This window comes from Cupriavidus sp. FW305-3-2-15-C-LB2 (assembly GCF_058787575.1).
On sequence record NZ_JBYSZW010000046.1, the window covers coordinates 33,722 to 51,138 of the forward strand.

Genomic DNA, 17,417 nt, shown 5'->3' on the forward strand with positions numbered 1-17,417 from the left:
GACCAGACTGAACCCCGGGGCGGCTGCGCCGCTCCACCGCAACAGACAGAACCGAAAGAACCGAACAGGAATACCGCCATGCAATGGGAAGTGGTGATCGGCCTCGAAACGCACGCTCAGCTTTCGACGGCCTCCAAGATTTTTTCCGGCACCTCCACCGCCTTCGGGGCCGAGGCCAACACGCAGGCCTCGCCGGTGGACCTGGCGCTGCCGGGCGTGCTGCCGGTGCTCAACAAGGGCGCGGTCGAGCGCGCCATCCAGTTCGGCCTGGCGATCGGCGCCACCATTTCGCCGCGCAGCGTCTTTGCGCGCAAGAACTACTTCTACCCCGACCTGCCCAAGGGCTACCAGATCAGCCAGTATGAGATCCCGGTGGTACAGGGCGGCACCATCACCATCCAGGTCGAAGGCAGGAAGGGCGAGTTCTACGAAAAGACCGTCAACCTGACCCGCGCCCACCTGGAAGAAGACGCGGGCAAGTCCCTGCACGAAGACTTCGCCGGCATGACCGGCATCGACCTGAACCGCGCCGGCACCCCGCTGCTGGAAATCGTCACCGAGCCCGACATGCGCAGCGCCGCCGAAGCCGTGGCCTATGCCAAGGCGCTGCACTCGCTGGTGGTGTGGCTGGGCATCTGCGATGGCAACATGCAGGAAGGCAGCTTCCGCTGCGACGCCAACGTGTCGGTGCGCCCGCTCGGCCAGAAGGAATTCGGCACCCGCCGCGAAATCAAGAACCTGAATTCGTTCCGCTTCCTGCAGCAGGCCATCGAGTACGAAGTGCAGTGGCAGATCGCCGAGATCGAGGACGGCCGCAAGATCCAGCAGGCCACCGTGCTGTTCGACCCGGAAACGGGCGAAACGCGCGCCATGCGCACCAAGGAAGACGCGCACGATTACCGCTACTTCCCAGACCCCGACCTGATGCCGCTGGAAATCGACGCGAGCTGGGTCGAGCGCGTGCGCGGCGAGCTGCCGGAACTGCCGGTGGCGATGCAGGCGCGCTTTGTCTCGCAGTACGGCCTGTCGGCCTATGACGCCACCACGCTGACCGCGACCAAGGCCTTCGCCGCCTACTACGAGGCCGTGGTGGCCGACGCCGGCGCCGCCAACGCCAAGCCCGCGGCCAACTGGCTGATGGGCGACGTGGCCTCGCAGCTGAACCGCGAAGGCATCGCCATCGACGCCGCACCGGTCACGCCGGCGCAACTGGCCAGGCTGCTCGCGCGCATCGCCGACGGCACGGTATCGAACAACACCGCCAAGAAGGACGTGTTCCCGGCGATGTGGGCCGGCGAGCACGGCGGCGATGCCGACGCCATCATCGCGGCCAAGGGCCTGAAGCAGATGTCCGACACCGGCGAGCTGGAGAAGATCATCGACGACGTGCTGGCTGCCAACGCCAGGTCGGTCGAGGAATTCCGCGCGGGCAAGGAGAAGGCGTTCAATGCGCTGGTCGGGCAGGCGATGAAGGCGACCAAGGGCAAGGCCAATCCGGCGCAGGTGAATGAGCTGCTGAAGAAGAAGCTGGGGTAAGGGCTGGCTGACAGGGCCAGCGAACCGCTGCGGCAGGCGTATCCTACTGGCCTGCTCTAAAAGTCAGGAGATCCCCCATGAGCTGGTCCGCCCACCAATACGTCGCCTTCGAAGACGAACGCACCCGCCCGGTCCGCGACCTGGTGGCTGCCATCCCCAATGAGATCGCGCGCAGCGCGGTGGATATCGGCTGCGGGCCGGGCAACTCCACCGAGGTGCTGCTGGCGCGCTATACGGGGGCGTCGGTGACCGGGCTGGACAGCTCGCAGGACATGGTCGATGCGGCGCGCAAGCGCCTGCCCGCGGTGCAGTTCCGCGTGGCCGACATCGGCGCCTGGGACGAGGCCGGGCCCTATGACGTGATCCTGGCCAATGCCGTGCTGCAGTGGCTGCCTGACCACGCCAGCCTGTTCCCGGCACTGGTATCCAGGCTCGCTCCCGGCGGCACGCTGGCCGTGCAGATGCCGGACAACCTGGAAGAACCCGCGCACCGGCTGATGCGCCAGGTGGCGACGGAAAGCCCGTGGGCAGAAAAGCTCGCCGGCGCCAGCAAGGCCCGCGCCGAGCGTGCCCCGGCGCAGTGGTACTACGAGCTGTTGCGCCCGCTGTGCCAGCGCGTGGACGTATGGCTGACCACGTACCACCATCCGCTGGCGGACGGCCCGGCCGCGGTGGTGGAGTGGTTCAAGGGCAGCGGCCTGCGCCCCTTCCTGCAACCGCTGGACGAGGCCGAGCGCGCCGCCTACCTGGCGCGCTACCAGACCGAGATTGCCAAGGCGTACCCGGCGCTGCCGGACGGGTCGGTGCTGCTGCCGTTCCCGCGCCTGTTTATCGTCGCGACGCGCTGAGGCCAGCCCTACGCCGGCTTGTGGCACACCGCTTCGATGTTGTGCCCGTCCGGATCCAGCACGAAGGCGCCGTAGTAGTTGGGGTGGTAGTGCGCGCGGATGCCCGGCGCGCCGTTGTCGCGCCCGCCCGCGGCCAGCGCCGCGCGATGGAAGGCATCGACGGTCTCGCGGCTGTCCACGCGGAAGGCCACATGCAGCGGCGGCTGGCTGGGCGTGCCGCGGTGGATCCAGAAGTCGGGTTGCCCCGGTGGGCCGAAGCCTGCGACATCGGTGCTGCCGGTGACGCTGGCCGGGAATTCCTTGTCCAGCACATAGCCGATGGCGCCCAGCGCCGCCTGGTAGAAGGCGCGGCTCTTGCCGTAGTCACTGACGCTTACGCCGGTGTGGTCGATCATGGATCGCTTCCTTTCAACGGTGGGAGGGGGCTCAGGCCAGGTCCAGCACGCTCATGGTGGCGTTCAGGCGGCTGACCAGCACCGATTCACCGTGGACGTCGGCGAAGACATCCGCCTCCACCACGATGATCGAACGGCCGGACTTGAGCACATCGGCACGGCAGCGCAGCCGTTCGCTGCGCACGGCCCTGAGCAGGTTGATCTTGAACTCCGCGGTGACCACGTGCTGGCCTGCCTCCAGGATGGTGGATGCCGCCGCGCCCGCGGTGTGGTCCGCGATGGTGGCCTGCACGCCCGCATGGACGATGCCGCCGTGCTGCAGGTGGCGCGGCGCAATGGCCAGCGTGGATTCGCACCAGCCGGGCCCGCAGTCCGCCAGCGTGATGCCGACATCGTTGACAAAGGCGGCCTGGCGAAAGCCCGCCTCGATGGTGTCGCGCAGCAGAAGCCGTTCCTGTTCGGTGGTCATGGCTGTTCCTTGTCGGGTCACTGCATCACCGGGATGTGCGCATTGCAGCGTGAAGGCGCGGGGCTGTCAACCATCCATGCGCCTGTTACGCCGCGCGGAAGCGGGCCGGCGTGCCGTCGCCTACACTGGAAGCATCCGCGACCCGAGTGCGCGCCTGAGCGCATGCAGCCCGCAATGATCGCCGACACCCATCCCCCCCCACTGCGCCGCAAGACGCGGCCCGCCGCGGCCTTTGCCGCGCTGACGCAGGCAAGCCTGGCGCGCATCGAAGCGAGCCTGGCCCAGTTGCTGCGCCGCGACGAGCCCGAAGACCTGCACGCGCTGCGCGTGGCGGTGCGCCATGCGCGCGCGGTGCTCTGGGCCCTGGGGCCGTCGTTGCCGCGGCAGGAGCGCGATCGCTGGAAGCATGACCTGCGCATGCTGGCGCGCGCCACCAGCGACGTGCGCGACTGGGACGTATTCCTGGCCGAAACCATTGCCCCGGCACGCAAACTGGAACCGGACGATACCGTGCTGTCGGCCATCGCCGACACCGCCCGAGAGCGCCGCGACACCGCACGGCAAACCATGCTGGCGGCCCTGGCCGGTTACCGTGACTGGCCGCTGCCAGCGCTGCATCGCGACCTGGCGCACCTGGCCCAGCTGGCCGCCCGCGCCCGCAATGGCGGTGGCCGCCTCGGGCCCTTTGCGCGCAAGCGCGTGCGCCGCGGCCGCAAGCGCCTGCGCGCGCTGGCAAAGGCCGCACGCCGCGGCGATCCCCGCGCGGTGCATGAGCAGCGCATCGCCGGCAAGCGACTGCGCTATGTGATCGAGGCATTCGAGCCGGTGCTGCCATCCCGCTACACCAGGGACCTGCATCGCAAGCTGGTCAAAGGGCAGGCAAAGCTCGGCCGCCTTGTCGACGGCATCGTCGCGCGCCGGCTGCTGGCCGATTGCCTGCAGGCGCAGGCAATGCCGGACGAGGCGCCGCCGCGCCCGCTGCCCGGTGCCAGCTGACCACCCGCCCGCCATGGCGGCCTGCCCACCGCGTGCCACGCCAACCGCACCCGATCTGCGACAATAGCGCCATGACTGCTCCCCAGGTTCCCATTGCCGCCATCGCCACCGCGCCCGGACGCGGCGGCATCGGCGTGGTGCGCGTGTCGGGCCCCGATGTTGGCCCCGTGATGCGCTCCGTCTGCGGCCAGGCACTGAAGCCGCGCCACGCCACCTACCTGCCGTTCCTCGATGGCCATGGCAAGGTCATCGACCACGGCCTGGCGCTGTATTTCCCGGCGCCCAATTCCTATACCGGCGAGGAAGTGCTCGAGCTGCAGGGCCACGGCGGGCCGGTGGTGATGCAGATGCTGCTGACACGCTGCCTGCAAGCGGGCGACGGCATCGGCCTGCGCCTGGCAGAGCCCGGCGAGTTCACGCGGCGCGCCTTCCTCAACGACAAGCTCGACCTGGCCCAGGCCGAGGCCGTGGCCGACCTGATCGAAGCCAGCACCGAGGCCGCGGCGCGCTCGGCGGCGCGTTCAATGGAGGGCGAATTCTCCAACGCCATCCGCCAGCTTGTGGACAAGGTCATCCACCTGCGCATGCTGGTCGAAGCCACGCTGGACTTCCCCGAAGAAGAGATCGATTTCCTGGAGCAGTCCGACGCGCGCGGCCAGCTTGCCACCATCCGCACCGAACTGAGCGGCGTGCTGGCGCAGGCGCGCCAGGGCGCGCTGCTGCGCGAGGGCCTGTCGGTGGTGCTGGCGGGCCAGCCCAACGTGGGCAAGTCGTCGCTGCTGAACGCGCTGGCCGGCGCGGAGCTGGCCATCGTCACGCCCATCGCCGGCACCACGCGCGACCGCGTGCGCGAGACCATCCAGATCGACGGCATCCCGCTGCATATCATCGACACCGCCGGCCTGCGCGAGCATGCCGCCGACGAAGTCGAGCGCATCGGCATCGAACGCACCTGGGACGCCATCCGCCGCGCCGACATCGTGCTGCACCTGGTCGACGCCACCGACTACCTGCGCCATGGCCTGTCAGAGACTGACGACGCCATCGACGACCAGCTCAGCGGCCAGCTGCCGCCGGGCTCGCCGATCGTGCGCATCGTCAACAAGATCGACAAGGCGCCCGCGGTTGGCGATGTCGTCTTCGGCGGCAACCGCCCGCACGTGGTCGCCGCCAACGGCCCCAACCCGACCGAGATCTGGATCTCGGCGCGCACCGGGGCCGGCATTGAACTGCTGCGCCGTGAGCTGCTGCGGCTGGTGGGCTGGCAGTCGGGCAATGAAGGCAACTTCCTGGCGCGCGAGCGGCACCTGACGGCGCTGCGGAATGCGCAATCGCACCTGGATATCGCCGCCGAGCAGGCCGAGCACCAGGCGCAGGCGCTGGACCTGTTTGCCGAAGAACTGCGGCTGGCACAGGATTGCCTGAACAGCATTACGGGTGAGTTCACCAGTGATGATCTGCTGGGGACGATCTTTACGCGGTTTTGCATCGGAAAATAAGGCGCAGCGCCTGACCTCAATCCAGGCTCAGCTGCGATGTCTTGATGGTTTCGCTCCAGCGCAAGCGTTCCGCCGTGACAAAGGCGGCGAATCTCTCCTGTGCCTGTCCGCCTGGAATACCGCCCATCCGGCTGATTTCGGTAACCACGTCCGGGGCGCGCAGGACCGCGACCAGGTGCTCATGCAGCCTGGCTGCGATCTCCGGCGGCGTGCCGGCTTTCACAAAGATGCCGATCCACGCCGTCGACAAGAGGTTGCCCACCCCGGTTTCCTCCATGGTCGGCACCTCGGGCAGGCTGGGGATTCGCCGTGCCGACGTCACGGCGAGCGGGCGCAGCTTGCCGGCCCGGATATGCGGCAGGGCCTGGGTCAGGTTGTCGAACTGGAAAGTCGTTTCACCGGCCAGCAGCGCGGTGGTCGCCGGCGTGGAACCGCGATAGGGAACGTGAATGGCATCCGTTCCCGTGCGCTGCTTGAGCAGTTCGCCGGTCAGGTGGCTGGTCTGGCCGATGCCGGAGGAGCCGAAGGACAGCTTTCCCGCCTGCGCCCTCATTTGCGCGACCAGGTCGGCGGCGCTCCGGATCGGCGACTGTGCGTTGACGACCAGGACGCTGGGAAAAGAGATGACATCGGTAATCCCCACCAGGTCGTCCGGCTTGTATGGCAGGGTCTTGTAGGCGCTGTAGTTGATGGCCTGCGGCCCGACATTCCCGGCCAGGAGCGTGTAGCCGTCGGCGGGCGCGCGTAGCGCCGCCTGTGTGCCGATGATGCCCCCGCTGCCGGGCCGGTTGTCCACGATGACAGGCTGGCCAAGGCGAAGGCTCAGTCTCTGCGCGAGCAGGCGGATGGGAATATCGATCGTGCCCCCTGCCGCGCCCGGCACGATGATGGTAACCGGCCGCGCAGGCCACGCCGCGCCCGTTTGCGCGGACACAGCCGGGGCCGCCATCATTGCGCCCAGGGCAGCGGCAAGTGCGAGCGCCAGGCGCCTGGTACTGCGGAGTGCTTGCATGGCATTGCCTCTTTCTTCTCAGTGTTGTCCTGTTCACGCCTGCGAGCGATGGCCGGCATCGACAAAGCGCCCGAGATGCGCCGAGGCATTGCCGAGCAGTGCATCGTTGGCCATCAGGCGCTTGCTGTAGTGACTGATCGGGGTTTCGTCCTGCATGCCGATCGCCCCATGCAGTTGCAGGGCGTCAAGCGCAAGCACACGGCTGGCATGGCCAACCATGTACTTGGCGGCGCTGACGCGGCGCGAGCGCTCGGCCGGCGGCACCAGGGACCAGCCTGCAACGGCTTCGCGCACCAGCTGGCGTGCGGCATGCCAGCCGCGATAGTGGTCGGCCACCCGATGCTGAAGCACTTGCTGCTCTGAAAGGGTGCGGCCGAACTGCTTGCGCATGCGCATGTACTCAACCGTGAGGGCAAGCGATCGCCGCATGGCCCCGATGCTTTCCGCGCAGAGGGCGAGGGTGGCAAGTTCCAGCGCGTCGTCCAGCAACGCCGTGGCGTGGTCCGCGCCGCAGAGCAGCGCGGACGCAGGCAGTTCGACGTTGTCGAAGCGAATGTCCGCCGCGCTGCGCCCGTCGTGGAGCTGATAGGCACGCAGGCCGACACCGGCCGCCTGGCTCGGCACATCGAACAGCGCCAGCCCGCCTTCAGGCAGGCAAGCCGTAACAAACAGATGCTGCGCCTGGGCGGCGCCCATCACCAGCCGGTTGACGCCGTGCAGGCGCCAGTGCGCGCCATCCCGGCGCGCAACGGTTTCAGGATGGTGGACGTCGCGGCGGGACTGGCCCTCGCGATAAGCCAGCGCGCAGCGGGCCTGGCCGCTGGCCAGCGCTGCGAGCAGCGGTTCGCGTCCTTCTGCGTTCTCCGCGCCAAGCAGCACCTGCGTGCCGAGGACCGCGCTCCAGAGCATGGGCTCCACCACCAGGGCCTCGCCGAGCGCTTCCAGCAATGGCATGAGGTCGGACAGGGTGCCGCCCAGGCCGCCGTCGCACTCCGGGATCAGCAGGCCGGTCAGGCCCAGCTCGGCAAGGGCAGCCCATGCGGCAGGGTCGAAGCCGTCCCTGGCAGCCACGACCTCGCGCCTGCGCTCGAAGCCGTAGTGCTTGTCCAGCCAGCGGCGCAGGGTGCCGTCCATGATCGCCTGCTGCTCGTCCATCTGGTCCTGGCGGGGGCGGTCGATCTCGGTCAGTCCGCCGAACACAGCCTTGGCAACGATCTGGCGTTGTATCTCCGACGAGCCCCCGGCCAGCGTGATGCCACGGTAGCGCCAGTAGTGCAGCGGAAAATTCTCGGCATGGCCAGGAGATAGCGGCTCCGGACTGGGCTCGCCATCGATCGCGCGGGGATCGAAGGGCAATGTTCGGGCGCCCAACGCATCCAGCTTGAACGTGTGCAGGTCCTGCAGCAGCAGGTTGCCATCGAGCTTGAGCAGCGAGGCTTCCAGCTCAGGGCTGCCGCCCTGCTCAGCAAACCGCACTGCCGGCCACCACGCGGCTTCGAGCGCGCGCATGCGAATGTCCAGCTCGGCATGCCGGCGCGCCAGCAAGGCATCGTCGATCTGCGCGCCGGGGCCCGGGCGCCATTTGCCGGCCAGTTTCGCGACGCTGGCCAGCTCCGCCTTGCAGTCTCCCACCCGGGCGACGAACAGGCGCTCGATCACCAGCAGTCCCTTGGCGATGGACCAGCCGGCGTGTTCCACGCCCACCAGGTTGGCCGCGGGCACCCGCACGTCGTCGAAGAACATCTGCACGTGGAAGTGCGCGCCGTTGATAAAGCGGATCGGCCGCACCGTCACGCCCGGTGTGCGCAGGTCCATCAGCAGCACCGAGATGCCCTCTTGCTTGCGTCGGGCAGACGGATCGGTGCGGACCAGCACCAGTGCCCAGTTGGCCCACTGGCCCAGGGTCTGCCAGATCTTGCTGCCGTTGACGACCCATTCGTCGCCATCGCGGCGCGCAACGGTGCGCAAAGACGCTAGGTCGGACCCGGCGTCGGGCTCGGAATAGCCTTGCGCCCAGAAGTCATCGAAGGACAGCATGCCGGGCAGGAAGCGCCGGCACTGCTCGGGCGTGCCATAGCGGATCAGCGTGGGTCCGATGGTATCGATGCCGAGATTGTCATAGCGCGGCGCGTCGCTGGCCGCCAGCTCTTCCCGGAAGATTGCCTGCTCCACCAGCGACCATCCCGGGCCGCCGTACTCCCGCGGCCAGCCAGGTGCCGCCCACCCGCGCGCATGCAGGATCCGCTGCCAGCGCACGGCCTGCTCGCGCGTCACCAGGCAATGGGCGCGCGAAGCGGCCCGGATATCGGGCGGGACCACCTCGCGCAGGAAGCTGCGAACCTCCTGGCGGAATGCTTCGAGGCGATCGGCTCGGGAATGATCTGGCATGGTTGGCCCTTTGATGAAAGCACTGCTGGGTTGCGTTCTCCTGACGGGATCACAGTCACCCTGGCGACCATGCCGGCTTGCGCTTCTCCACGAACGCCGCCACGCCTTCCTTTGCGTCATCGGTTACCGCGATATTCCCGAAGCTCTCCACCGCACCGGCTACGCCGCGGCGGTAGTCGGAGTCGTTGGCGCGCAGGAAGGCGGCGCGGCCCATCCGCACGATGGTGGGCGATTTCTCGCAGAAGGATTGCGCCAGCGCCCGGGCTTCGCGCATGACGTCCGGCTGCGGCACGACGCGGCTGACCAGGCCAAGCCGCCAGGCTTCGTCGGCATCGAATGCGCGCCCGGTGAACAGCAGGTCAAAGGCGCGGTGGCGCCCGACGATGCGCGGCAGATGCGTGTAGTGGATGGCAGGGATCATGCCGACGTCGATCTCGGGATAGCCAAATGTTGCGTCCTCGGCCGCGACGATCATGTCGCACGAGATGGCCAGGGTCATGCCACCGCCGCGCGCCGCACCCTCGACCGCCGCGATCGACGGCTTCTTCAGCTGGAACTGCGCCTCGCACAACCCCACATAGAGTTTCTCCACCAGCGCATAGAGCTGGCTCGGTGAAGACTGCTGCACGGCATCGAGCCGCAGGCCGGCACAGAAGCGGCGCGGGATGGCGCTGCCGAGGATGACGGCGCGCACCGAGTCGTCTTCGGCGGCGCGCCGCAAGGCGCCGATCAGGTCGTCGATCATGGCCTCGTTCAGCGCATTGACTGGCAGGCTGTCCAGCTGGATTTCGGCGACCTGGTCGCGCACGGCATAGCGGATGGAGGACATGGATTCCATTGAGTGGATATGGGACGGGCTTCAGTTGACTTGGGGGCGGGCTTGCCTCGCGCTCACTACGTGACGGATCCGGCGACCGCCACGATGCCGTCGGCCTGGTAGCGCCGGATCATGTCGGGGCCAAAGCCTGCCTCGCGCAGAATTTCCTCGGTGTGCTGCCCCAGCAAGGGCGGCGCGCGGTGCGCCTGCCGCTTGCCGTCGCGAAACCGCACCGGCAAACCCATGTTCCGGACCGTGCCCAGCACCGGGTGTTCCGATTCGACCACCAGCTGCCGCGCCTCCAGCTGCGGGTGGGCAAGGGCCTGGTCGAGTGTGTGGATGGGCGAGCAGGCCACGCCTGCCACGCGCAATGCCTGCAGCCAGAATGCGACCGGCTGCGTGGCGATGCGGCGCTGCACGAGGTCCACGGTGCGCGCGAAGTTGGCCACGCGCGCCGCATTGGTGGCGAACGCGGGGTCATCGACGTGGTCGTGCAGCCCGGCGACCGTGCAGAAGCGGCGCCACTGGGCATCGTTGCCGACGCCGATCATGAGCGGGCCATCCGCTGCATCGAAGGCCTGGTACGGGGCCATGGCGGGGTGCGCGGTCCCCATGCGCGCCGGCGCCCGGCCGGTGCGCCAGTAGTTCTGCGCCATGTAGCCCATGAAGCCGAGCGCGGTATCGAGCAGCGAGACCTCCAGGTAGACGCCGTGCCCGGTCTTTTCGCGTTCGATCAACGCGGCCAGGATGCCGCTGAAGGCATGCATGCCCGTGCCCAGGTCGACCGGAGAGAAACTGGCGCGCGCCAGCTTGCCTGCCGGATCGCCCATGGTGCTAATCATGCCGCTGAACGCCTGCAGCATGACGTCATAGCCGGGCTCGTTGCCGAGCGGGCCGGTGCGGCCATAGCCGGAGATCTCGCAGTAGATCAGGCGGGGATTGCGCGCGCTCAGGCTGTCATGGTCCACGCCCAGCCGGGCCGCGGTGCCTCCGCCGAAGCCCTGCAGCACGATGTCCGCGCCGGCGGCCAGGGTCTGCACGAGCTGCTGTCCCTCGGCGGTCTTGAGGTCGACCGCGATGCTGCGCTTGTTGTGGTTGACCGAAAGGAAGGTTGCCGACTGGCCCTGCTCCTGCGGCAGCCAGGCGCGGGTATCGTCCCCCACGCCGATCGGCTCGACCTTGACGACGTCGGCGCCGAGTTCCCCCAGATACTGGCCGCACAGCGGGCCGGCCAGCACCTTGCTCAGGTCCAGCACGCGAATTCCTTGTAGCGCAAGCATGGGCAGTTTCAATGGATGTAAAGTCGGATGAGAGGGCCGGGTGGCGGCTATTCCGCCCGAATGCCAATGCTGCGGGCCGCGGCAGTCCAGCGTTCAGCATCGCGGTCGACAAAGGCCTGCACTTGCGCCGGGGCGATCAGGAGCGGCTCTGCGCCACGCGCGGCCAGGGCGCGCTGATAGGCGGGATCGGCCAGCGCCCTGGCCAGGGCCTGGCGCAGCGCGGACACGATCTCAGGCGGGGTCCTGGCCGAAGCCTGGAGCGACAGCCAGTACTTCAGGGCCAGGCCGCCGTAGCCCGCCTCCTTCATGGTGGGGACGGCCGGCAACAGCGGCGACCGCTCTGCCGAGGTGATCGCCAGCCCCTTCAGCTTGCCGCCCTGAATCTGGCCCACGCAGGTGGTCATGCTGTCGAACAGGAAGTCCACCTGGCCCGCCATCACATCGCTGCTGGCCGGCGCGCTGCCCTTGTACGGCACTTCAATGGCCGAGAAGCCGGCCAGCCGCTGGAGCAGCGCACCGTAGATATGCGGAGAACTCCCCGGCCCGTAGGTGGCAAAGGTGAGGTTGCCGGGCCGCTGCTTGCCAAGCCTGACCAGGTCGCCCATGGTCGAGACACCGAGCTTGCCCGGATGGACCACCAGCACGTTCGGCACGGTGGCGGCAATGCCGATGGCCACGAAATCGCGCTGCGGCAGGAAGCGCGCGGCTGGGTACATCAGGGGATTGACCGCCTGCATGCCGACCGTGTTCAGCAGCAGGGTATGGCCATCGGCCTCCGTGTCCAGCACGAACTGCGCTCCCAGGTTGCCGCTGGCGCCTGGCTTGTTCTCGACCAAGACCGGCTGCGCCAGCACCTGCGCGAGATGCTTCGCGGCCAGGCGCGCGACGAAATCGCCCGGACCTCCCGCCGCGAACGGCACCACGATCCTGACCGGCCTGGAAGGCCAGCCCTGTGCAAACCCGTGCCGGGCCAGCAAGGCGGCGGCAGTGCCGAGCAGCAGGGTGCGGCGGCTGAATGTCATGGCAGTCTCCGGTGTGGTTCCCTTGTCCCTGGCCGGACACGCTTGCCTGGCAGGATGGGAATCTGGTTGCCACTATGGCGCCGGCCTTGCTATAAGTAAAAGACCGTTTCACGATGCCATACATATAATTTTTATATACTGAGCTCCCCGCCTTGTCGCGCGTTTGCTGGAAATCCCATCATGGCCATTGATATACGGGATCTGCGGTGCTTCCTGGCCGTCGTGTCCGCAGGCTCGATCTCGCGGGCGGCCGAGCACATGCATCTGGCCCAGCCGGCGCTGAGCCTCCAGATCAAGCAACTCGAGCAAGAACTACGCGTCAGGCTGTTCGACCGTACCCAGAGGGGCGTGCTACCCACGGCGGCCGGCCTGCGCTTCGTGAGCCACGCCAAGGACATCCTGACCCGCGTCGACCTGGCCTGCGAGGATGTCCGCGACTTCGTGGCCGAGCCGGCGGGCCGTGTCGCGATCGGCCTGCCCCAGTCCATGGCGCAGATCCTGACCCTGGCGCTGGTGCGCGAGACGCTGGCGCGCTGGCAGAAGATCCAGCTCCAGATCATCGAACTGAGCACGGGCTATATCCCGGAGCGCCTGCTCAGCGGGCACATCGACATCGGCCTGACCTTCCAGGTGGATCCTGGCGCCGGGCTGCTGTTCGAGCATCTGCTGGACGAGGACCTGGTCCTGGTGGGACCCCCTGGCGCGCTCCATGGGGCGCCGAATGCCAGCGGCAGTCCGGGCACGGTCGGCCAGGTCGCCTTCGCCGAACTGGTTGACTACGCCATGCTCCTGCCGGCCGGGCTGCATGGCCTGCGCGCGCTGATCGACCGCCATGCGAAATCCCATCACGTCAGCTTGCGCGTGCTGGCGGAGGTCAACGCCATTCCGCAGTTGATCGAGCTGGCCGCGGCGGGGGTCGGCTTCACCATCCTGTCCTATGCGTCGGTCCGCCGCGAATTGCGCGGCGGCTTGCTGTCCGCGGCCCGCATCGTCGAGCCCGGCATTTCGCGGCCGGTCTACCTGTGCCGCTCTGCCACCACCCCACTGTCGATGGCCGCATCGACCGTGCAAGCGCTGATTTCCGACACGGTGCAGGCCCTGGTCGCCGACGGCCGCTGGCCGGCACACGCTTCCTGAGGCCAGGCTGGCCTACTGTGCAAGCTACGCCCGGGTAAACTGTCGGGAACACCACAATCGAAGCTGCGATGCGGATTTTTGCATCGCACCTTTCCCCCGCCATGCGCCTCATCCTGATCACCTTCGGTACCCAGGGCGACTGCCGCCCCATCGTCGCGCTGGGCCTCGGCCTGCGCGCCGCCGGCCATGACGTGCTGATGCTGGGCGAACGCTCGGCGGCCACGCTCGCGGCAGAGCACGGCCTCGCCTTCGCGCCGATGGCAGGCGATATCCAGCAGACGCTGGCGCCCGGCGGCGCGCTGCACAAGCTGATGACCGAAGGCGGCAACGTCGCCGAGGCCACGCGTGCATTCGCGCGCATTGCCGAGGACAACACCGAGGCGTGGATGGCGCAGCTGGCGGAGGCTGCGCGCGATGCGGACGGCATCGTGTTCTCGGGGCTGACGGCGTATGTGGCGCTGTCGGTGAGCGAGCAGTTGGGCAAGCCGGTGATCGGCGCGGGCATGTTCCCGATCTCGCCGACGCGGGCCTTTCCGTCCGCGCTGCTGCCGCCGTTCAGGATGCCGGGGTGGGCCAATCGCGCCAGCCACCACGTGATCAACTTCGTGCTGTGGCGCATGTTCCGTAGCGCGACCAATGCTGCGCGCTCCAGGCTGTTCGGCGCGTCGGCACGCAAGGCGATGTGGGCGGACTTTCCTACGCTGTGCGCGATCTCGCCGCAGCTGGTCCCGCGTCCGCATGACTGGCATGACGACTGGCTGGTGAGCGGCGCGTGGACCATGCCGCCGCAGCCGGACTGGCAACCGGACGCGCCGCTGCGCGACTTCCTGGCGGCCGGCGAGGCGCCGCTGTATATCGGCTTTGGCAGCATGGCGGGCTTTGACCGGCACAAGGTGGTGACGGCGCTGGTGCAGGCGGCCGATGGCCGGCGCGCGCTGTTCTATCCAGGCTGGAGCGGCATCGACGTGGCGGCGTTGCCATCCAACTTTCACGTAGTAGGCGCCACCCCGCATGACTGGCTGTTGCCGCGCGTGTCGGCGGCAATCCATCACGGCGGTGCGGGCACCACGCATGCGGCCGCGGCGGCGGGCGTGCCGGCGATTGTGCTGCCGTTTGCGGGCGACCAGTTCTTCTGGGCGGGCCGGCTGGCGGCACTGGGCGTGGCGCCGCGTCATGTCGCCGGGCACAAGATCGACGCGCCGCGGCTGGCGTCGATGATCGCCTTTGCCGAGCAGCCGGCCACGCGCGAACGGGCCGCCAGGCTGGGCCGCGCGATGGCCGCCGAGCGTGGCGTCGACCACGCCGTGGCGGCGATTGAGCGCTTTTGCGGCAGGCAGGGCGCATAATCCCGTTCCGCCTTCCGCATTCACTGACGCAGGACCTTCCGATGTTGAACCGTACCCAGCAAATCCTTGTTGCCATCGTCGCCGTGGCCGTCCTTGGCATGTTGTGGTTTGCCGGCAATGACCGCCGCGACGATGTCGGCGATGCCGCGCCCGAGGCGCAGGCCGAAGCCAGCGCGGTGCCGGCCAGCGTCGTGCGCGGGATCCCGCGCGATGGCACGCTCGACCCGATCAGCATCGACCCGGAGCGCCCCGCGGACCGGCTGCCGCAGCTCCAGGCCGACACGCTGCTGAATGACTACCGCGACAACCCCAAGGAAGCCGACACCCGCTACCTGGGCCAGTACCTGATCGTCGAAGGCGTCGCCAGCGGCATTCGCCGCGAGCGCGACCAGGTCTTTGTCGATATCCGCACCAACGATCCCGGCGTGAATGTGCGCGCACTGCTGCTGCAACGCCAGATCTGCGGCCCGGCAGGGCGGGTGTGCGAGGTGGAAGCACGAGCCACCATGGTGCGGCGCGGCCAGAAGGTCGCGCTGGAATGCAACGGCGCAGGGCTGGCGGATGGCGCACCGCTGCTGCGCGACTGCCTGCTGCGCGGCGGCGCCAACTGATCGCGCCATCCTAGATTCCGGAGTCCCGCCATGCAATCCGTTCTGTCCGTCCTTGCCATCCTGATCATGGTGGCCACCATCGTCGGCGTGGTTTCGCCCGCCTGGCTCAGCCAGACGCTGTTTGGCGGCAGACCCGTCACGCGGCTGCAGGTCGCAGTGATCGGGGTCTGCCTTGCCGGGCTGTGCCTGGTCCTGGTGGGCCGGCTGGCTCAAGGCGGCGGCGCGGGCGGCTGAGGCGCCACCGCGGCGCAGAAGCGGCCGTTTTGCGCTTCTGTTTGGACGATTGGATCGGCGTGCCGGCGCCTACAGTGTGAAGGTATGCGGTGGCCACTGTGTCTTGCATGGCAGCCCGCCCCAGCCACACAGGACATCCATGTACAAAGCTATGCTGGCCGCAGGCCTTGGCCTGCTGATCACCGGTTGCTCGACCTACCAGGCAGTGACCCCGGTCGACCGGCCCGACCACACCGATCCCCTGGTCGCGTTCCAGGTGCCCGCTGGCGGCGGCCCGCTGGGCAACTACGGCGCCAACGGCACGCTCCTGTGCGTGGTGGTGAACCCGGTCACAGGCAATGACTTTGTCGAGAACTTTCTCTCATCGCTGCGGCGGCGCAATTTTGAGGTGAAGGTGCTGCAGGCGCAGACCTCGATCGCGGCATGCCCGGTGGTGGCGCTGTACACGGCGCGCAGCGCCTGGTACTGGACTGCGTACCTGAACAGCGCGGACATCACCGTGTTCCGCAACGGCGACCGTGTCGGCAAGGCCATCTATAACGCCAACCGCAGCGCGGGCGGGCTCAACCTGAGCAACTTCGTGCAGCCGTCGTCCAAGCTGGATGAACTGGTCGAACAGTTGTTCCCCGGCATGCTGCCGCCGCCCCCGCCGCCGGCGGGCACGGCCGCCCCGGCGGCCTAGCCTGTCAGCAGTCAACCGGAGGGCCGGACCATGCCTCTCTGCGCAGCATCTTGCCGGGCGCAGCCGCGCCCGGCCCAGCGTACCCGGATCAGCGCTCCAGCCGCCCCAGGCGCACCACGGTCACGCCCGGGCGCAGCTGCCGCAGCGACGGCATCACCAGCACGCAATCCGGATACGGCGTCACCACTGGCTCGCCGTCGCGCCAGCCGATTACGGTCCCGGCCTCGGTAAAGGTCTCCAGCCCGGTATAGGGGCCGGCAAAGCGGAAGTCCATGCTGGTGGCCACCACCGGCTCGGTCACGCGCACCACGCGCTGCGTGGCGGGCAGCGGTTGCAGCCAGCCTGCGGGCAAGTCGCTCGCATCGATCACGCCGGCATGCAGCAGGAAGCGCGCGGTGCTGTCCTGCGCCACGGTCACGGCGGCGGGCTCCCAGTGCTGGCCGCACTCGATCAGCAGTGCATTGCGCGGGCTGGCGGCATCGCCAAAGCCATCGTAGTCGCGCATGCGGCGGCCTTCGGGGTGGCCTTCGTCGACGATCACATCGGCCGGCGCGCCCAGCGCGCGCGCCAGGGCGATGCCCTTGTCGAGCGGGCCGGAGACGATCAGCGGCCGGCTTTTCTCATGCATCGAATGCAGGTCCAGCAGCAGGTCGACGGTGTCGATCACCGGCCGCATGGCGCGCGCGCGGCGCAGCTCCGATGAATCCAGGCTGGCGTCATCCAGCACCCTGGCGGTCCACACGCGGTTGAAATCCTGGTCGACAAAGCGCGATGCGTCGGGCCTGGCGGCATCGAAGCTGTGGTACGCGTCGACGTTGGCAAACGCCAGCGTCAGCCGGCCGCGGCGCGGGCGCAGTCCGTGGTCCAGCAGCGCCTTGACGGCGATGGCGCCGCAGACCTCGTTGCCGTGGGTCAGCGCGTTGACCATCACGTGCGGGCCGGGCTGGCCGCTGTCGAAGGTGTACAGGTAGGGGATGCCGGTATTGCCGGCGGCGTAGGCGCGGATGTCGGGGAACGCGACATCGACTGGGTAGGCGTCGATCGGTGCGGTGGGCTGGGTCATGGGAATCGGTGCGTTCAGGGCGCCTGGCAGGTCGTATGCCTGCGGGGTCGTTGTTGTGAATCGAGTTGAGGAAGGGCGGCGG

Annotated in this window: 17 protein-coding genes; 9 read left to right on the forward strand and 8 right to left on the reverse strand. The window is 68.4% G+C overall.

The features are described 5' to 3' along the window. The first annotated feature begins 78 nt into the window (after positions 1 to 78). Together gatB and tam are read left to right on the forward strand one after the other, a co-directional pair. On the forward strand, positions 79 to 1,536 hold the full coding sequence (gene gatB, locus AC3WRR_RS26920; RefSeq protein WP_011614355.1) for an Asp-tRNA(Asn)/Glu-tRNA(Gln) amidotransferase subunit GatB: 1,458 nt from the start codon (positions 79 to 81) through the stop codon (positions 1,534 to 1,536). 77 nt (positions 1,537 to 1,613) lie between these two features. Continuing rightward, positions 1,614 to 2,384 (forward strand): trans-aconitate 2-methyltransferase, encoded by a 771-nt coding sequence (gene tam, locus AC3WRR_RS26925; RefSeq protein WP_011614354.1) that lies wholly within the window; start codon positions 1,614 to 1,616, stop codon positions 2,382 to 2,384. 8 nt (positions 2,385 to 2,392) lie between these two features. Here the strand turns inward: tam and AC3WRR_RS26930 are convergent, their stop codons facing one another. Beyond that, positions 2,393 to 2,779 (reverse strand): VOC family protein, encoded by a 387-nt coding sequence (locus AC3WRR_RS26930; protein ID WP_492298599.1) that lies wholly within the window; start codon positions 2,777 to 2,779, stop codon positions 2,393 to 2,395. A gap of 31 nt (positions 2,780 to 2,810) precedes the next feature. Next, positions 2,811 to 3,248, reverse strand: a complete 438-nt coding sequence (locus AC3WRR_RS26935; RefSeq protein WP_010811472.1) for a PaaI family thioesterase — start codon at positions 3,246 to 3,248, stop codon at positions 2,811 to 2,813. 174 nt (positions 3,249 to 3,422) lie between these two features. On the opposite strand from AC3WRR_RS26935, the gene AC3WRR_RS26940 reads away from it, so the two are divergent. Both AC3WRR_RS26940 and mnmE read left to right on the forward strand, forming a co-directional pair. Next, a complete protein-coding gene (locus tag AC3WRR_RS26940) occupies positions 3,423 to 4,244 on the forward strand; it encodes a CHAD domain-containing protein (protein WP_041687101.1) in 822 nt (273 codons plus the stop codon). A gap of 71 nt (positions 4,245 to 4,315) precedes the next feature. Next, the gene (gene mnmE, locus AC3WRR_RS26945) at positions 4,316 to 5,743 is read left to right on the forward strand and encodes a tRNA uridine-5-carboxymethylaminomethyl(34) synthesis GTPase MnmE (protein ID WP_041687099.1); all 1,428 of its coding nucleotides are present in this window, start codon (positions 4,316 to 4,318) and stop codon (positions 5,741 to 5,743) included. Positions 5,744 to 5,759: 16 nt separating this feature from the next. Here the strand turns inward: mnmE and AC3WRR_RS26950 are convergent, their stop codons facing one another. From AC3WRR_RS26950 to AC3WRR_RS26970, 5 genes are all read right to left on the reverse strand, one after another. Further along, on the reverse strand, positions 5,760 to 6,755 hold the full coding sequence (locus AC3WRR_RS26950; protein WP_492298602.1) for a tripartite tricarboxylate transporter substrate binding protein: 996 nt from the start codon (positions 6,753 to 6,755) through the stop codon (positions 5,760 to 5,762). A gap of 33 nt (positions 6,756 to 6,788) precedes the next feature. Further along, on the reverse strand, positions 6,789 to 9,143 hold the full coding sequence (locus AC3WRR_RS26955; protein ID WP_492298604.1) for an acyl-CoA dehydrogenase family protein: 2,355 nt from the start codon (positions 9,141 to 9,143) through the stop codon (positions 6,789 to 6,791). A 55-nt stretch (positions 9,144 to 9,198) separates the two neighbouring features. Then, entirely contained in the window at positions 9,199 to 9,972 is a 774-nt protein-coding gene (locus tag AC3WRR_RS26960) for an enoyl-CoA hydratase/isomerase family protein (protein ID WP_010811467.1), read from the reverse strand. Positions 9,973 to 10,037: 65 nt separating this feature from the next. Next, positions 10,038 to 11,240 carry a CaiB/BaiF CoA transferase family protein gene (locus AC3WRR_RS26965; RefSeq protein WP_037025277.1) on the reverse strand — a complete coding sequence of 401 codons (1,203 nt, stop codon included), beginning with the start codon at positions 11,238 to 11,240 and terminating at the stop codon, positions 10,038 to 10,040. A gap of 47 nt (positions 11,241 to 11,287) precedes the next feature. Then, complete coding sequence (locus AC3WRR_RS26970) at positions 11,288 to 12,262, reverse strand: Bug family tripartite tricarboxylate transporter substrate binding protein (RefSeq protein WP_439668469.1); 975 nt, start codon at positions 12,260 to 12,262, stop codon at positions 11,288 to 11,290. 180 nt (positions 12,263 to 12,442) lie between these two features. Between AC3WRR_RS26970 and AC3WRR_RS26975 the strand changes: the two genes are divergently transcribed. The 5 genes from AC3WRR_RS26975 to AC3WRR_RS26995 all read left to right on the forward strand — a co-directional run bounded on the left by AC3WRR_RS26975 (position 12,443) and on the right by AC3WRR_RS26995 (position 16,272). Next, the gene (locus AC3WRR_RS26975) at positions 12,443 to 13,399 is read left to right on the forward strand and encodes a LysR family transcriptional regulator (protein WP_492298606.1); all 957 of its coding nucleotides are present in this window, start codon (positions 12,443 to 12,445) and stop codon (positions 13,397 to 13,399) included. Between the two features lie 101 nt (positions 13,400 to 13,500). Beyond that, positions 13,501 to 14,745: a glycosyltransferase gene (locus tag AC3WRR_RS26980; protein ID WP_492298608.1), complete on the forward strand. Its 1,245-nt coding sequence runs from the start codon at positions 13,501 to 13,503 to the stop codon at positions 14,743 to 14,745. Between the two features lie 41 nt (positions 14,746 to 14,786). After that, positions 14,787 to 15,356, forward strand: coding sequence for an OB-fold putative lipoprotein (locus tag AC3WRR_RS26985; RefSeq protein WP_010811462.1), 570 nt, complete (start codon positions 14,787 to 14,789; stop codon positions 15,354 to 15,356). A 30-nt stretch (positions 15,357 to 15,386) separates the two neighbouring features. Then, positions 15,387 to 15,590, forward strand: a complete 204-nt coding sequence (locus tag AC3WRR_RS26990) for a hypothetical protein (RefSeq protein ID WP_010811461.1) — start codon at positions 15,387 to 15,389, stop codon at positions 15,588 to 15,590. 139 nt (positions 15,591 to 15,729) lie between these two features. After that, positions 15,730 to 16,272, forward strand: coding sequence for an Sbal_3080 family lipoprotein (locus tag AC3WRR_RS26995; protein ID WP_011614344.1), 543 nt, complete (start codon positions 15,730 to 15,732; stop codon positions 16,270 to 16,272). An 88-nt stretch (positions 16,273 to 16,360) separates the two neighbouring features. Here the strand turns inward: AC3WRR_RS26995 and AC3WRR_RS27000 are convergent, their stop codons facing one another. Beyond that, positions 16,361 to 17,335, reverse strand: a complete 975-nt coding sequence (locus AC3WRR_RS27000; protein WP_058697467.1) for a M14 family metallopeptidase — start codon at positions 17,333 to 17,335, stop codon at positions 16,361 to 16,363. Between the last annotated feature and the right edge of the window lie 82 nt (positions 17,336 to 17,417).

Excerpts from the sequence above, each read along its gene's own strand:
- AC3WRR_RS26985 (WP_010811462.1), top strand. The coding sequence starts at position 14,787 with ATGTTGAACCGTACCCAGCAAATCCTTGTTGCCATCGTCGCCGTGGCC.
- AC3WRR_RS26975 (WP_492298606.1), top strand. The coding sequence starts at position 12,443 with ATGGCCATTGATATACGGGATCTGCGGTGCTTCCTGGCCGTCGTGTCC.
- AC3WRR_RS26960 (WP_010811467.1), bottom strand. The coding sequence starts at position 9,972 with ATGTCCTCCATCCGCTATGCCGTGCGCGACCAGGTCGCCGAAATCCAG.
- AC3WRR_RS26950 (WP_492298602.1), bottom strand. The coding sequence starts at position 6,755 with ATGCAAGCACTCCGCAGTACCAGGCGCCTGGCGCTCGCACTTGCCGCT.
- AC3WRR_RS27000 (WP_058697467.1), bottom strand. The coding sequence starts at position 17,335 with ATGACCCAGCCCACCGCACCGATCGACGCCTACCCAGTCGATGTCGCG.
- AC3WRR_RS26955 (WP_492298604.1), bottom strand. The coding sequence starts at position 9,143 with ATGCCAGATCATTCCCGAGCCGATCGCCTCGAAGCATTCCGCCAGGAG.
- AC3WRR_RS26980 (WP_492298608.1), top strand. The coding sequence starts at position 13,501 with ATGCGCCTCATCCTGATCACCTTCGGTACCCAGGGCGACTGCCGCCCC.
- gatB (WP_011614355.1), top strand. The coding sequence starts at position 79 with ATGCAATGGGAAGTGGTGATCGGCCTCGAAACGCACGCTCAGCTTTCG.
- mnmE (WP_041687099.1), top strand. The coding sequence starts at position 4,316 with ATGACTGCTCCCCAGGTTCCCATTGCCGCCATCGCCACCGCGCCCGGA.
- tam (WP_011614354.1), top strand. The coding sequence starts at position 1,614 with ATGAGCTGGTCCGCCCACCAATACGTCGCCTTCGAAGACGAACGCACC.
- AC3WRR_RS26930 (WP_492298599.1), bottom strand. The coding sequence starts at position 2,779 with ATGATCGACCACACCGGCGTAAGCGTCAGTGACTACGGCAAGAGCCGC.
- AC3WRR_RS26990 (WP_010811461.1), top strand. The coding sequence starts at position 15,387 with ATGCAATCCGTTCTGTCCGTCCTTGCCATCCTGATCATGGTGGCCACC.
- AC3WRR_RS26965 (WP_037025277.1), bottom strand. The coding sequence starts at position 11,240 with ATGCTTGCGCTACAAGGAATTCGCGTGCTGGACCTGAGCAAGGTGCTG.
- AC3WRR_RS26970 (WP_439668469.1), bottom strand. The coding sequence starts at position 12,262 with ATGACATTCAGCCGCCGCACCCTGCTGCTCGGCACTGCCGCCGCCTTG.
- AC3WRR_RS26940 (WP_041687101.1), top strand. The coding sequence starts at position 3,423 with ATGATCGCCGACACCCATCCCCCCCCACTGCGCCGCAAGACGCGGCCC.
- AC3WRR_RS26995 (WP_011614344.1), top strand. The coding sequence starts at position 15,730 with ATGTACAAAGCTATGCTGGCCGCAGGCCTTGGCCTGCTGATCACCGGT.
- AC3WRR_RS26935 (WP_010811472.1), bottom strand. The coding sequence starts at position 3,248 with ATGACCACCGAACAGGAACGGCTTCTGCTGCGCGACACCATCGAGGCG.